This is a genomic window from Bacillus sp. 5w2, from assembly GCF_054353775.1.
Window position 1 is genome coordinate 15,789 of record NZ_JBTIWT010000020.1, and the last position, 14,923, is coordinate 30,711.

The window sequence follows — 14,923 nt, forward strand, 5'->3', positions numbered from 1 at the left end:
TAATTCAGAAAAATGTAAATTTTCAAAATAAAAAATCCATCCTAACAGAATTAGAATGGATTTTTCGACTTATAAATTTGCTGCATCTTCTTCGTCTTTACTATTATTTAACGCACTATGTTTTCGGCTATATAAGAAGTAAACCGCAATACCGATAACCATCCATACCCCAAAACTAATCCAAGCAGTCCCGGATAACTGAAGCATTAAGTATAAACAAAAAATCACCGTTAATGCTGGTAAAAATGGTACAAGCGGCGCCTTAAATGCCCTTGGTAAATCAGGATGAGTTCTTCTCATTACAATAACAGCAACAGCTACAAGTGCAAAGGCTGACAAAGTCCCCATATTTACAAGATGCGCTAACACATTTAAATCTATTAATCCTGAAATAAGTGCTGCAATAATTCCTGTTGTCCATGTATTTAAAAATGGTGTTTTAAATTTCGGATGGACTTTAGCAAGGCGCTTCGGCAATAATCCATCTCTACTCATTGCATACGAAACACGTACTTGCCCATACATCATAACTAACATTACTGTTGTGATTCCCGTAATTGCCCCTACTGAAATTACTCCAGCTAAACTATCTTGTCCAATAAATTGAAGTGCAAAAGCAACTGGATCTGATATATTCAACTGTCCGTATGGAACAATTCCTGTCAAAATAAGTGAAACGACAATATAAAGAACCGTACAAATTAATAAAGATGCAATAATGCCAATTGGTAAATCACGTTGTGGACGTTTCACTTCCTCTGCAGCTGTTGAAACTGCATCAAATCCTATGAATGCAAAGAACACCGTAGCAGCTCCAGCCATTACACCATCTAAGCCAAACGGCATAAAAGGTGTCCAATTTTCAGGTTTTACATAATTAAAACCAGCAAAGATAAAAATAAGAACAACCGCTAATTTAATAAACACCATAATGTTATTTATTCGTGCACTTTCACGAACACCTCTAGATAAAAGAACTGTCATAATTAAAATAATTAAAACTGCAGGTAAATCAATTATTCCACCCTTCCCTGTACCAGGTGCTGAGGAGAGAATAGTCGGAATATGAATCCCAAATCCCTTTAATAAAGATTGAAAATAAGCGGACCAACCGTTTGCTACAGCAGATGTAGCGAGTAAATATTCAAGCATTAAGTCCCATCCAATTAAAAATGCGAATACCTCTCCCATCGTCGCATATGTGTACGTATACACACTGCCTGAGACGGGAACTGAAGAAGCGAATTCAGCATAACAAAATGCAGCAAAGGCACAGGCTAACGCGGCTATCGCAAATGATAATATAATAGCTGGTCCAGAGTGTTTTGCTGCCACCACGCCCGTTAGAACAAAAATACCTGTTCCAACAATTGCCCCGATTCCAAGCATAGTTAAATCCAATGCGCCCAATGTTCTTGCTAATGTCTTTTGCTTACTCTCTTGCATTAACTTTGCAATAGGCTTCTTTTGAAAAATTTGCTTCATAGCATGCTCCTCCAAGTTTTAAATTTTCTGAAAATTTTTAATTCGCTTTTTTATTTTACTCATAGCACTTTTCCTAGTCAATACTTTTGTCGAAATAAGTAGAAATTCTTCTGAATATGTCCTATCCTTATCCTTCTTTCTATATATCTTTCTATAACTTTTTTTGGTATTATTATACATGTCGATTCCATAAAAGAGGCATGCTCACTAAGTGAGCATGCCTCTTTTTACTTATTTCACAGTATGTGAACCTTCTTCAATCCAGCTATACATATATTTTTCATCTTCCGTCTCATGTGCTTGTTTTACAATACGAAGCGGACGGAATGTATCTATCATAACAGCTAATTCAAGCGTTTCTTTCTTCCCTATACTCGCCTCTGTTTTCCCAGGGTGCGGCCCATGAGGAATTCCGCTCGGATGAAGTGTAATAGAACCTTCTTCCACACCTTTCCGGCTCATAAAGTTTCCTTCTACATAGTACAGTACTTCATCACTATTCACGTTACTATGATAATATGGTGCCGGAATAGATTCTGGATGATAGTCGTATAAACGTGGTACGAAAGAGCAAATAACGAAATTGTGACCTTCAAACGTTTGATGTACTGGAGGTGGCTGATGAATACGGCCTGTGATCGGTTCAAAGTCCTCTACATTAAAGACCCACGGATATAAATAGCCATCCCATCCAACAACATCTAACGGATGGTGCCCTAAAACATGTTTATGCATATACCCTCGCGACTTTGTCATTACGACAAACTCACCTTTTTCATCATACGTCTCTAATTTTTCAGGACCACGAATATCCCTCTCACAAAACGGACTATGCTCTAACAATTGTCCGTATTCATTGCGGTAGCGACGCGGCGTTGTAATTTGACTATTTGCCTCTACAACAAGAAACTTAGTCTCTCCTTCATCTGGAATAACACGATAGATTGTGCCAATTGGAATCGTTACATAATCACCTTTTCGATAGTGAATCGTTCCAAACATCGTTTCAATTTTCCCTGTTCCGTAATGAACAAATAACATTTCATCTCCATCGCCATTACGGTAGAAATAGTCCATTTTTTCTGTTGGAGTCACTACTCCAATTAATAAATCCTCATTCCCAAGCATAAAGTTTCTTCCACTTACTGCATCACCAGTTTTTTTATTTTCTTTCGTGCGAAAATGACGGTGAGCAAGAGCTACATCTTCTTCATACTGCAACTGACAGGAATGTGATACTGCCGAATGCGATACTTCCGTTGGCATATAATGATGATACAAAATAGACTGCGTACCAGAAAAGCCTTTCGTTCCCATTACCTGTTCACGATAAAGCGATCCATCCTTTTTACGGAATTGTACATGTCGTTTATGAGGTAGCTCCCCCATGTGACGATAAAACATGCCCATCACCTGCTTCCATTTCTTTTTTGACCGTATTACGTAACGTACCTAAACCAGTAATCGTAAGTTCTACAACATCTCCATCTTGCAGCCACTCTTCCGTACCCAGTTCTAAAATACAACCTGTTCCTACTGTCCCAGAACCAATCACATCGCCTGGATATAAAGTAACGTCTTCTGAAGCACGTTCAATCATTTCAGCAAATGTATAGTAAATATCTTGGAAGTTCCCCTTTGATAATAGCTTTCCATTTACATGAGCAGTCATTTCTAACTCATAGCGGTCACCGTTACGATACACAGCTAGTTCCTCTTTCGTAACAAGGTGCGCTCCTAATGAAGTTGCAAAATCTTTTCCTTTTGCCGGACCGAGTCCTACCTTCATTTCTGTTGCTTGTAAGTCCCTTGCACTCCAGTCATTCATAATACAATAACCAAAAATGTATTCTTCTGCTTGCTCACGAGAAATATTTCTTCCTTCTTTCCCGATTACGCAAGCAATCTCTAACTCATAATCAAGTTTTTTAGATTTCTTCGGACCGATTACAAAATCATCAGGACCAATTACAGCACGATGGTTCGTAAAATAAAAAACCGGGAAATCGTACCATTCAGGTACAACATCTAGCCCTCTTCGGCCACGAGCCGTTTTTACGTGCTGTTCAAACGCGTAAAAATCCCGAATACTACTCGGATTAGGAATTGCCGCCGCTAATTGTACTTCCTCTAAGGAATATACACCCTTTTCCGGATTCTTAATCTTACGCAATACTTCTACATACTCATCCGCTTTCTCTAAAAAGGCGAACATAGAAGAAGGTAATTTCCCATCACTAGCAAGATTCATATCAATTACTTTGTCACCTTCAAGCCATCCAGCTCGCATTTCTTTTGAAGGAAGACGAAATGTAACAAATTTCATCATGATTCCTCCCTATGAAAATGAAATTTCCACCAACAAAATAATTTTTGCTGGTGGATATAAATTTTATAAATTTCCGCGACGCTCTTGTTCTCTTTCAATTGATTCGAATAATGCTTTAAAGTTCCCTTCTCCAAATCCGCGAGAACCTTTACGTTGAATGATCTCAATAAATAAAGTTGGACGATCTACAATTGGTTTCGTAAAGATTTGTAGTAAGTAGCCTTCCTCATCACGATCTACTAAAATCTTTAATTCTTTTAACCTATCAATTTCCTCATCAATTTTTCCAACTCGTGCACTTAACTCATCATAATAAGTATCGGGTGTATCTAAAAACTCCACGCCATTTGCACGAAGCGCTTCCACTGTTTTAACGATATCGCTTGTTAGTAAAGCAAGATGTTGTACACCTGCTCCATTATAGAATTCTAGATATTCTTGAATTTGTGATTTTCGCTTTCCATCTGCCGGTTCGTTAATAGGGAACTTAATACGACTTCCATTCGTCATTACTTTTGACATTAACGCCGAGTACTCTGTACTAATGTCGTCATCATCAAAATGGATCATTTGTTTAAAGCCCATAACGTTCTCATAATAACTAACCCACTCTTCCATTTTTTCAACATTACCAACTACATGGTCTACAGCAATTAACCCTGACTCTTCAAATGGAATATTAAACTCGACCTTTTGGAATCCTGGCATAAATGTTCCTTTATAATTTTTACGCTCTACAAGCGTGTGAATTGTATCACCATACGTACCAATAACTGCTTTTTTCAATGTACCGTCCTCGTCCGTTAACTCTACAGGCGGAGCAATTGCGACGGCACCACGTTTTACTGCTTCCGAGTATGCTTTATCAACATCATCAACAAGTAATGCCACGTCTTTCACACCATCACCATGAGTCTTTACAAACTCTGCGATACGATTGTCGCTACTTAAAGCTCCAGACACAACAAAACGCATATTTTTTTGCACAAGAACATAAGATACCTTTTCACGGTTACCAGTTTCTAATCCAGAGTAAGCCACAATTTTGAATCCGAATGCTCTCGCAAGATAATAACTTGATTGCTTTGCATTCCCTACGTAAAATTCCAAATGATCTACATCACGTACTGGAAAAAAGTCCTCCATTTGTGCAGCTAGCGTATCCATAGATTTTTGTTTCATAAAATCCTCATCCCCCTGTAAATAGATTAAATGGTCCATACTTAAAACCAACCGAAAACGCTTCCAACATCGATTAATAGAAATTAGTTAGCAAGCTAACAAATTCTGACCTTTAAAATTTTCTATCTTTTCTGTCAAATTCCTCTTTTTTTCTTACATATAAAATTCGACTTTTTTCTCTTTAAAATAAAGTGAAACTTTAATCAATGAAGTTTTACAAGATAAAGGGAGACTGTTAATACTTGAAGGAATATATAGAAGAAAAACAAAAAAGACCCCAACATATTAACTACTTACTAATATGCTAGAGTCTTTATTTTTTTTGAATGATTGTATTTATATGTCTCATACTAATACATTTGCAAGGAATAGAATAAATGATGTTAATACTACCGCTCCACCTAATGATCCTAATAAATCTGTTTTTGTTACTTGTAACACTTGTTCACTGTTCATATTCCTCATTCTCCTTTCATTTTGTGAGATTTAAAATTTTTATTATACTAATACGCTTGATAGAAATACGATTAACGCTGTTAATACTACTGCTCCACTTGCTGATCCTACGATGTCACCTTTTGTTACTTGTAATACTTGCTCTTTCATATCTTTCATTCTCCCTTCTATTTTCTTTTGTCACAAAACTTTTATTATACTAATACGCTTGATAGAAATACGATTAATGCTGTTAATACTACTGCTCCACTTGCTGATCCTACGAAGTCACCTTTTGTTACTTGTAATACTTGCTCTTTCATTTTATGTATCCTCCTTTTTAATAAGTTATCTATATGTAATTTCTAAGAAATGTTTATTTCATAGTTTTTATGTTAGCGTTACATTAAATTTAATAACGTAACGTTTGTAACATTAATGTAACATAACTATTATTACGTTGCAATATAATTACGTAAATTTTATTACACTTTTTTTACGTTTTTTTATAAACACCCTCAAAAACCTTGTTTTAATGCACTTTCTACTAAGTTCACGTTTGTAACATTCGTGTAACATTACAGTCATAAAACGAAATATAATCATTTCTCTCCCTACTTTTGTTACAAATCAAAGTAAAACTCTAATAAATGACAGTGAACCTATTGAAACTTTACTGACAGTTAATACGGGATAAAACACCATCTTTCCAAGATAAGTTTATATGTTTCCTCTATATAACTATGTATAATAAAAACAAAGAGGTGGTCATTTTGAAATTAATCGCATTAGATATGGATGGTACGCTACTATCATCTAATCTCGAAATCTCCAAAGAGAACTTACAAGCAATCCAAACTGCAAAAGAAGCCGGTCATATCGTAATGATTTGTTCTGGCCGTGCAAAAGAGGATGCTTTGAAATTATTGGAAGAATATAAACTATCTCTTCCAGTTGGAGCGAGCAATGGGGCAATTGTTTATGTGGATGGAAAAGTAATTAACTCGCGTTGTTTACAAAATGATAAAGTATACAAGCTTGCAAAATTACTAGAATCTGAAGGTTTTCCTTATAAGCTATATACGAATAAAGGAGTTTATTCTCCATATACATGGCAAAATCAAGTCATGCAAGCGTTCGAAGAAAACAAGCATGCACTAGATGTTACACTTGAGGAACTCGAAAGAATTACAGAAAAACAAAAGAAATCAAACTTAATTACTGATTTCCAAAAAATCGAAGATGTTGTAAATAATCCAGAACTAGAAATATCTAAATTCTTTATTTTGACATTTAATGCAGAGCATCGCGCACAGCTATTAAGTATGTTACAAGAAGACACTGATATTATGGTTACAGCATCTGCTCCTACTAACTTAGAAATTATGGATAAGAATGGGCATAAAGGGAATGGGCTGAAACAAATGGCAGCCCACTTTAACATACCAATTGAAGATACAGTTGCTATCGGTGACAATTTTAACGATGTACCCATGTTAGAAGTAGCTGGTTTATCAGTTGCAATGGGAAATGCTGAAGAAGATGTAAAAAAACTATGTGATGTTGTGACATTAACAAACAATGAACACGGTGTTGCTCATGCAATCGAGCAATTTGTATTGAAACAAACTTCATCTAGTAAATAAAGTGAAGCTTTAATTAGAGAGGGGTGTCCCTCTGATTATTAGTTGAACCAATCGGGCTTTTACGGGCAGTTAATGCGGGGTAAAAAAGGGACTCTTTCAACTTCTGAAAGAGTCCCTCTCTTTTATACATGATGACAAGCAACAAAGTGCTCTTCACCAACATTACGGAATTCTGGTACTGTTTGTTTACAAATATCCGTCGCAAACGGGCAACGTGTATGAAAGCGACAACCCGAAGGTGGATTTGCTGGACTTGGAATGTCACCCTCTAGTATAATTCGCTCTCGCTTCACTGTTGGATCTGGTATTGGCACAGCCGATAACAATGCTTTTGTATACGGATGAAGTGGGTTCGTAAATAACTCATCACGCGGCGCTGTTTCCACAATCGTTCCTAAATACATAATCCCAATTTTCGTACATAAGTGCTCCACTACGCTTAAATCATGTGAAATGAACAAATAAGATAGTCCCTTTTTCTCCTGTAACTCACTAAACAAATTAATGATCTGTGCTTGAATAGATACATCTAGTGCTGCCACAGGTTCGTCAGCTACAATAAATTCTGGATTTAATACCATAGCTCTCGCGATAACGATACGCTGACGTTGCCCACCAGAAAACTCGTGAGGATAACGGTCAATATGATATGGAGCTAGACCGCATAACTCTAATACTTCTGTCACTTTTTCACGAACGTTTTCTTTCGTCGCTAGTCCGTGAGCCAACATCGGCTCGCCAAGCGCTTCTCCAATTCTCATTCTTGGATTTAATGAGCTAAATGGATCTTGGAAGACGAGCTGCATATTAGGACGATGTTTTCTCAATTCCTCTTTTGATAGAGAATGAACATCGTGTCCTTTAAACTTCACTTCCCCCTCCGTTTTTTGGACGAGACGTAAAATTGTTTTTCCTATCGTCGTTTTTCCGCTTCCTGATTCACCAACGAGACCGAACACTTCGCCTTTATTAATAGTAAAGCTTACTCCATCAACTGCTTTTACATGTCCAATTGTTCGACTAAATACGCCACCTTTAATGGGGAAATATGTCTTTAAGTTTTTTACTTCTAATAATGGTTCGCTCATTGTTCCGCACGCTCCTCATATAACCAGCAAGCTACTTTATGATTTTCATCATGTACATTTAGATTCGGTGCTTCTTCTTTACATATTTCCATACAATGCTCACAACGACCGCTAAAGTAGCAAAATTCATCCAAACCGACTAAATTAGGAACTTGCCCTGGAATAGAATATAGTTTATCTATTCGTTTTCCCATCACTGGTTTTGATTTCAACAATCCTTTCGTGTACGGGTGTTTCGGATTTTGGAATATCTCCAGCACTGGTGCTTCTTCAATAACTTTCCCGCCATACATAACGACAACGTAATCAGCCATTTCTGCTACAACGCCTAAATCATGTGTAATTAATAAAATGGATGTTTTAAATTCCTCTTTTATTTGTCTTAATAAGTCTAATATTTGAGCTTGAATCGTAACATCAAGAGCCGTTGTCGGTTCATCAGCAATTAATAACTTTGGATTACAACTAAGTGCAACAGCAATCATAATACGTTGTAACATGCCACCACTTAGTTCGTGCGGATAAGAATGGACGATTTCATCCGCACGAGCTATGCCGACTTTACGAATTAACTCAATTGCTTTCTTATACGCTTCATTTTTACTAAGTAATTCATGCTCTCTTAACGTTTCTACAATTTGTTCACCTACAGTGAAGACGGGATTTAGCGATGTCATCGGTTCTTGAAAAATCATTGCAATATCATTTCCTCGTAAACTACGAAGTTCTTTCTCTTTCATTCCTAAAAGACTTTTTCCTTCATATAAAATATCTCCACCTACTACACTGCCTGATTCAGCAATAAGTCCCATAATAGATAAAGCCGTTACACTTTTCCCGCACCCTGATTCACCTACAACACAAACCGTTTCACCTTCTCGAACTGCAAAGCTAACGTGATTTACAGCCTTTACTGTCCCTTCTTCTGTCTGAAAGTGTGTTTGTAAGTCTTTCAGCTCTACTACCGCTTTATTCATACCTTCTCACCTACCGTCTCATCTTTGGATCTAACGCATCACGAAGTGCATCACCAAGTAAGTTAATTGATACAACTGTTATAAAGATTGCAAAACCAGGCGGAATCCATAACCACGGACGCTTTTGGAAATCAATTAATGAGTTAGCTGCACTAATCATATTCCCCCATGATGGTGTAGGTGGGACGACGCCGAGACCTAAGTAGCTTAGTGCGGACTCCCCTAAAATTGAACCCGCAACACCTAATGTGGATACAACAATTAATATCGGTAAAACATTAGGAATTAAGTGGTATATAATTTTTCGGTAATCTTTTATTCCTAGCACATCAGCAGCTTGCATAAATGCTTGCTCTCTAAGTGATAAAATTTGACCTCTTACAAGACGTGCAAGCCCCGGCCAACCTACTAAACTTAAAATAATCATAATGACATACAGACGATAATCAGACGGTACTTTCCACTCTGATAAAATCGCTCCCATTATAATAAGTAATGGTAATCCTGGCATCGACATTAATATATCAGCAAGACGCATAATAATATTATCAACGATACCACGATAAAAACCTGCGATAGCTCCTAATACAGCTCCTAGTATCACTGATAAAACCATTGATGCTAGGCCAATCGTTAATGAAATTCGTCCCGCTTGCATAAGTCTTGTTAAAATATCTCTTCCTAATTGATCTGTACCGAGCCAATGAGAAAAACTAGGTGGTTTGTTAATTAACGCAACTTGTATTTTCCCTGATGCATATGGTGAAAAGAACGGACCGATAAAACAAAATAAAAACATAAAAATTAGTGCATACAACCCTACGAGCGCCATCTTATTTCTCTTTATCCGTTTAAGAGCTTGTCGCCATGGCGATGATTCATTTTTTCTTCTCTTTTTTTCTTTCTTCTCTGTAATTACTGTAACAGTCTCCATTTCTTTCCCCCCTTACTTCAACCGAATTCGTGGATCAACAACTGCATATACGATATCTGCGAAAAAATTTGAAACGATTGTTAAACAAGAAAGAAACATCGTAAATGCCATCAATACTGTATAATCACGGAAATTTAGTGCTTCCAATTGAATACCGCCAATCCCTGGCCAGTTAAAAATTTGTTCAATAATAATTGCCCCAGAAAACAATCCAGGTAACTCAAACGCAAGCAATGTAATAGCCGGTAAAATGGCATTTTTTAATGCATGCTTATAAATAACAGTCTTCTCTTTTAACCCTTTTGCTCGTGCTGTTCGTATGTAATCTTGTCTTACAACCTCTAACATACTTGTTCTAAAGTAGCGAGTTAATGAGCCCACACCAAGAAGAGTCAAAATAAATACCGGTAAAACCATATGCTTTGCAACTTCTATCACATAAGCGAATCCGGTTGAATTACTACCAACATCAATCATTCCACCTATTGGCAATAACTTAAGATCAACTGCGAACACCTTAATTAAAAACAGACCTATAAAAAATGAAGGAAATGACATTGCTGCAAAGATACCAATTGTTACAAGCTTATCGAATAAAGAATGTTGTTTTGTCGCTGAAAATACACCGATAATAAGTGCAATTAGCCAAATAAAAAACAATGCAATAATTGCTACACTAAAAGAGTTCCAAATAAATTTATTTAATAATGATGTTACAGGTTCTTGATACTGCAACGAAAAACCAAAGTCGCCTTGTAACGCATTACCTAACCAATGAAAATAGCGCTCAACAATTGGCTTATTTAATCCATACAATTCCCGAAGCTCTGCCGCCCTTTGCGGTGTAATCTTAGGATTCGAATCAATATAATCCCCTGGAAGAAGTGCAAACAGGAAGAAAATAACAATTGACGTTCCCAAAAGTGTAGGAATCATTTGTAACAACCTACGAACGATATACGTTTTCACCCTTTTTCTCTCCAATCTTATGCTTAAAATAGAAGAACATTTTTTCGAATCAGCATATTACTAGCCGAATGAAAAAATGTCTTCTACTTATACATTCTTCTCGTTATTTTTCAATAGATAATACTGGCGAGTTCGAACTAATACTGTCATACTTCTCAGGATCAATTCCTTTAATGTTTCCATTGTAAGCTGTGATGATTCTACGATAGTTTAATAAAATTACTGGCGGATCATCACTTAGTTCTTTGTACAGTTCTTTGTAAATTGGTTTACGTTTCTCAATATCTACGGTTTCAATTCCTTTTTTAATTAATGCATCTACTTTTTCATTTTTATAACCTAGGGTATTATCATCACCTTCTGAAGAGTAACCACTTACAGTTTCACTTGGATCTGTTGTAATTGGTGTTGCAACAGAAGCTAAATCATAATCGCCTTTTTTCACTTTTGATAGCATCGTATTAAAATCCATAAATTCAGGATTGAACTCAACACCTAATTCTTTATAGTTCTCTTTTGCGATCGGAATAAATAAATCACCTTCTTTTGCTGAGCTTGCACCATAATACGTTAATTTAAGTTTTTGACCATCTTTTTCACGAATTCCGTCTGAACCAGCTTTCCATCCAGCTTCATCTAATAATTTCTTCGCCTTATCTAAGTTATATTCGTACTTATTAATACCCTCTTCTGTATAAGCCCAAGATGTTGGATGAATTGGAACATTTGCTACTGTACCGTATCCTTTCAAAGCTGTATCTACATATTTTTTACGATCCAATCCATAAATAAGAGCTTGACGAACTTTCTTATCTTTTAAATACGGTTTTTTACTATTCATTCTTATATAACTAAATGAAGCAGCCGTCTCTATTTCAACATTTGCAAACTGTAAACTCTTCACTTGTTCTAGAATTTCATCCCCGTAGCCTACTCCTGTATAATCTATCTCACCTGTTTGGAATAATTGGAATTTTGTATCCGGTGAAGTAATCTTATAAATAAAGTTTGGGATTTTTGGTTTGCCTGCATAATAATTTTCATTTGCTATAAAACGAACTTCTTGTCCTGGGATATACTTTTCAAACTTATATGGCCCCGCAGCTATCGGTTTTCCATATAACTCTTTTAAATAATCTAAACTAGTATTTTGTTTATACTCTTTTCCATAATAAGCTTTCGATAATACTGGACCACCTAAAGCAATTAGCGCTTGTGAGTTAACTTTTTCAGTTGTAATTTTAATTGTTTGTGGATCAACAACTTGAATTCCTTCAATAGACGTCGCTTTTCCTTCTTTATATTCCTTTCCACCTTTAATTGCATATTGTGAAATATCATCGCCGCCTTCATACGCTTTATCATGTAGAAGTGATAATGTAAATGCTACATCGTCAGCGGTTAATGGCGATCCATCACTAAATTTCAAGTCTTTGCGTAAATGAAATGTATATGTTAATTGGTCTGAAGAAACATCCCACTTCTCAGCAAGATCTGGTATAGGTTTTCCTTGTTTATCTGTTGTAACAAGGGAAGCAAAAATAACCGATGTCACATTCCCATCCCAACCGTTCTCTTGAAAGTAAGGTAAGAAAACTCCCCCAGGCTTTGAGATACCAGAAATAAACGTATCTTTTCTATTTTTTGCCTTATCAGGTACTTTCGTTTTATCTGTAGCCGCAATTTTTTCAACTTTTACATTTTTTAAATCCTGCTGTTTTACCGGTTCTGTAGAAGCCGTATCCTCCTGTCCCCCACAAGCAGATAACACAAGTGAACTACTCAGTAATACCGAAAATACACCAGCCCATTTTTTTGTCTTTTTCTTCATTGTCCCCACCCTAACTGTTTAATAGTGATACCCTTTGAACTTATTAGCTTATGTATGCCTCCCACAGCACATTTATAGCCAATCGGAAAAGTCGGTTTTAATCGTAAAAAAACAGATGTTTTTGAGGGGTAACAATCCTATTCCGACCTTTCCGGTAGACTTTATGGTTATTAGCTTATATCGTCCGTTATATTTTGTCAATTCTTTCTAAATAAATATTTTGAGAATTTTTCCAAAATTATTGTTCTATCTTTAATTTAGGTAAACTTAACAAGATACCGTTATAGTTATCTTCTTGCAATCCTTGAATGCGTGCATTATGTGCAGACACAACTTTACTATTATTTAGGAAAATAACAGGCGGATCTTCGCTCAACTCCTGGTACAACTTTTTATAAATTTCTTTTCGTTTTTCAATATCTAATGTTTCTAGTGCCTGCTTAGCTAATTCATCTACTTTTGGATTATAGTATCCATCATAGTTTCGTTTACTTGTCGAAACAAACTCCTCAATTGTTCCACTTGGATCATCAATCATTGGCGTAGATACCATCGCCAAATCATAATCACCTTTTATCACTTTTGAAATCATCGTATTAAAGTCCATATATTCCGGGTTGAACTCTACACCAAGCTTTTTATAATCTTCTTTCATCACAGGAATCATTACATCATTTATTTTACTTGCTGATGAGGCAAAATAACTTACTTTCAGTTTTTGTCCGTCCTTTTCACGAATTCCATCCGAACCTGCTTTCCATCCAGCCTCATCCAATAATTTCTTTGCCTTCTCTAAATTATACTCATATTTATTAATGCCCTCTTCTGTATACGCCCAAGAAACTGGCGTAATCGGTACATTAACAAGTGACGCATAACCTTGGAAATACGTATCAATAACCTTTTGACGCTCTAATCCATAAATAAATGCTTGGCGAACACGTTTATCTTTAAAGTATGGCTTCTTATAATTCATTTTAATGTAGCCGTAAGAGCTTCCTGTATACACATTAATATTAGCAAAACCTAAATCTTTTAATTGTTCAATTGTTTCTGCATTTGTAGAAAATCCGTCGTAATCCACTTCTCCAGCTTGGAATTGCTGCAACTTCGTATCGCCTTTTGAAATTTTATAAATAAAGTGCTCAATCTTCGGCTTTCCTTCAAAATAATTTTCATTTGCTACAAATCGAACTTCTTGACCAGGAATATATTGATCTAACTTATAAGCTCCTGCTCCCACTGGCTTCCCATACAACTCTTTTAAGTACTCCAAGTGTCCTTGTTTATACTCTTTCCCGTAATAAGCTTTAGATATAACTTCTCCGCCAATTAACGATAATGTTTGGGCATTTACCTTTTCGGTTGTAATCGTAATTGTTTTCGGATCAATGACCTGAATTCCCTCAATAGAATTTGCTTTTCCTTCTTTATATGCTTGCCCACCTTTTATTGCTGTTTGACTTATATCAGTCGCCCCACTATAAGTTGGGTCGTGTAATAAAGTTAATGTAAATGCTACATCATCTGCAGTTAACGGTGTACCATCACTAAACTTTAAATCATCTTTCAAATGGAATGTATATGTAAGCTGATCCTCCGAAATATCCCACTTCTTCGCCAAAATAGGAATTGGTTTCCCTTCCTTATCCAGTCCAACAAGAGGCGCAAATATAGCTTGCGTTATATTACCATCCCATCCATTCTCCATAAAGTGCGGAAGGAATATCCCCCCAGGACTCGGCATTCCAACTACAAAGGTATCTTTTCTTTCTTTTACTTTTGTAGGACTTTTTGCTTTGTCGCTTGCCTTAATAAATTCATCTTTTACTTTTGGTACGTTCCCGGCTTCATTTGTACTTGCTTCCTCTTGACCACATCCGGCTAGTAATACTGATACACTAAGAAATGTAACAAGTGCTCCTTTAAAAGCATTTTTCATTGCACTCTCACCTTTACCTTCCTAATTTTTAACGATGTAGGAACATAGGCCCCCTTCCTGTAACTATCTTTATTTTTCCTATAAAAATAGTATGAATTAATTTCA

Annotated in this window: 14 protein-coding genes; 1 reads left to right on the plus strand and 13 read right to left on the minus strand. The window is 36.2% G+C overall.

Going from position 1 to position 14,923, the window contains the following annotated elements; translation table 11 throughout:
* Window positions 1-69 precede the first annotated feature (69 nt).
* The 7 genes from bcaP to ACXY7N_RS24825 all read right to left on the minus strand — a co-directional run bounded on the left by bcaP (window position 70) and on the right by ACXY7N_RS24825 (window position 5,754).
* A complete protein-coding gene (gene bcaP / locus ACXY7N_RS24795) occupies window positions 70-1,485 on the minus strand; it encodes a branched-chain amino acid transporter BcaP (RefSeq protein WP_016089595.1) in 1,416 nt (471 codons plus the stop codon).
* Window positions 1,486-1,716: 231 nt separating this feature from the next.
* Complete coding sequence (locus ACXY7N_RS24800; RefSeq protein ID WP_000499922.1) at window positions 1,717-2,889, minus strand: homogentisate 1,2-dioxygenase; 1,173 nt, start codon at window positions 2,887-2,889, stop codon at window positions 1,717-1,719.
* The gene (locus tag ACXY7N_RS24805) at window positions 2,855-3,811 is read right to left on the minus strand and encodes a fumarylacetoacetate hydrolase family protein (protein ID WP_016089596.1); all 957 of its coding nucleotides are present in this window, start codon (window positions 3,809-3,811) and stop codon (window positions 2,855-2,857) included. Before ACXY7N_RS24805 ends, ACXY7N_RS24800 begins: the two co-directional genes overlap by 35 nt.
* Before the next feature lie 66 nt (window positions 3,812-3,877).
* Window positions 3,878-4,996: a 4-hydroxyphenylpyruvate dioxygenase gene (gene hppD / locus ACXY7N_RS24810; RefSeq protein WP_016089597.1), complete on the minus strand. Its 1,119-nt coding sequence runs from the start codon at window positions 4,994-4,996 to the stop codon at window positions 3,878-3,880.
* Window positions 4,997-5,341: 345 nt separating this feature from the next.
* Window positions 5,342-5,452, minus strand: coding sequence for a DUF3948 family protein (locus ACXY7N_RS24815; RefSeq protein WP_001083700.1), 111 nt, complete (start codon window positions 5,450-5,452; stop codon window positions 5,342-5,344).
* A gap of 42 nt (window positions 5,453-5,494) precedes the next feature.
* Window positions 5,495-5,611, minus strand: a complete 117-nt coding sequence (locus tag ACXY7N_RS24820) for a DUF3948 family protein (protein WP_488592660.1) — start codon at window positions 5,609-5,611, stop codon at window positions 5,495-5,497.
* 35 nt (window positions 5,612-5,646) lie between these two features.
* Window positions 5,647-5,754, minus strand: a complete 108-nt coding sequence (locus ACXY7N_RS24825; RefSeq protein ID WP_000664237.1) for a DUF3948 family protein — start codon at window positions 5,752-5,754, stop codon at window positions 5,647-5,649.
* A 450-nt stretch (window positions 5,755-6,204) separates the two neighbouring features.
* On the opposite strand from ACXY7N_RS24825, the gene ACXY7N_RS24830 reads away from it, so the two are divergent.
* Window positions 6,205-7,077, plus strand: a complete 873-nt coding sequence (locus ACXY7N_RS24830) for a Cof-type HAD-IIB family hydrolase (RefSeq protein ID WP_016089598.1) — start codon at window positions 6,205-6,207, stop codon at window positions 7,075-7,077.
* A gap of 122 nt (window positions 7,078-7,199) precedes the next feature.
* On the opposite strand, the gene ACXY7N_RS24835 is transcribed toward ACXY7N_RS24830, so the two are convergent.
* The 6 genes from ACXY7N_RS24835 to ACXY7N_RS24860 form a co-directional block, all read right to left on the minus strand.
* Window positions 7,200-8,165, minus strand: coding sequence for an ABC transporter ATP-binding protein (locus tag ACXY7N_RS24835; protein ID WP_016089599.1), 966 nt, complete (start codon window positions 8,163-8,165; stop codon window positions 7,200-7,202).
* Window positions 8,162-9,142, minus strand: a complete 981-nt coding sequence (locus ACXY7N_RS24840) for an ABC transporter ATP-binding protein (protein ID WP_016089600.1) — start codon at window positions 9,140-9,142, stop codon at window positions 8,162-8,164. Before ACXY7N_RS24840 ends, ACXY7N_RS24835 begins: the two co-directional genes overlap by 4 nt.
* A gap of 10 nt (window positions 9,143-9,152) precedes the next feature.
* Window positions 9,153-10,076 (minus strand): oligopeptide ABC transporter permease, encoded by a 924-nt coding sequence (gene opp4C, locus ACXY7N_RS24845; protein ID WP_016089601.1) that lies wholly within the window; start codon window positions 10,074-10,076, stop codon window positions 9,153-9,155.
* 12 nt (window positions 10,077-10,088) lie between these two features.
* A complete protein-coding gene (locus ACXY7N_RS24850) occupies window positions 10,089-11,045 on the minus strand; it encodes an ABC transporter permease (RefSeq protein ID WP_016089602.1) in 957 nt (318 codons plus the stop codon).
* Window positions 11,046-11,148: 103 nt separating this feature from the next.
* Window positions 11,149-12,876, minus strand: coding sequence for an ABC transporter substrate-binding protein (locus ACXY7N_RS24855; RefSeq protein WP_016133461.1), 1,728 nt, complete (start codon window positions 12,874-12,876; stop codon window positions 11,149-11,151).
* A 238-nt stretch (window positions 12,877-13,114) separates the two neighbouring features.
* A complete protein-coding gene (locus ACXY7N_RS24860; protein ID WP_016089604.1) occupies window positions 13,115-14,818 on the minus strand; it encodes an ABC transporter substrate-binding protein in 1,704 nt (567 codons plus the stop codon).
* Window positions 14,819-14,923: the final 105 nt, after the last annotated feature.

Coding starts and splice junctions, on each gene's coding strand:
- bcaP (WP_016089595.1), bottom strand. CDS start 1,485: ATGAAGCAAATTTTTCAAAAGAAGCCTATTGCAAAGTTAATGCAAGAG.
- ACXY7N_RS24800 (WP_000499922.1), bottom strand. CDS start 2,889: ATGTTTTATCGTCACATGGGGGAGCTACCTCATAAACGACATGTACAA.
- ACXY7N_RS24805 (WP_016089596.1), bottom strand. CDS start 3,811: ATGAAATTTGTTACATTTCGTCTTCCTTCAAAAGAAATGCGAGCTGGA.
- hppD (WP_016089597.1), bottom strand. CDS start 4,996: ATGAAACAAAAATCTATGGATACGCTAGCTGCACAAATGGAGGACTTT.
- ACXY7N_RS24815 (WP_001083700.1), bottom strand. CDS start 5,452: ATGAACAGTGAACAAGTGTTACAAGTAACAAAAACAGATTTATTAGGA.
- ACXY7N_RS24820 (WP_488592660.1), bottom strand. CDS start 5,611: ATGAAAGATATGAAAGAGCAAGTATTACAAGTAACAAAAGGTGACATC.
- ACXY7N_RS24825 (WP_000664237.1), bottom strand. CDS start 5,754: ATGAAAGAGCAAGTATTACAAGTAACAAAAGGTGACTTCGTAGGATCA.
- ACXY7N_RS24835 (WP_016089599.1), bottom strand. CDS start 8,165: ATGAGCGAACCATTATTAGAAGTAAAAAACTTAAAGACATATTTCCCC.
- ACXY7N_RS24840 (WP_016089600.1), bottom strand. CDS start 9,142: ATGAATAAAGCGGTAGTAGAGCTGAAAGACTTACAAACACACTTTCAG.
- opp4C (WP_016089601.1), bottom strand. CDS start 10,076: ATGGAGACTGTTACAGTAATTACAGAGAAGAAAGAAAAAAAGAGAAGA.
- ACXY7N_RS24855 (WP_016133461.1), bottom strand. CDS start 12,876: ATGAAGAAAAAGACAAAAAAATGGGCTGGTGTATTTTCGGTATTACTG.
- ACXY7N_RS24860 (WP_016089604.1), bottom strand. CDS start 14,818: ATGAAAAATGCTTTTAAAGGAGCACTTGTTACATTTCTTAGTGTATCA.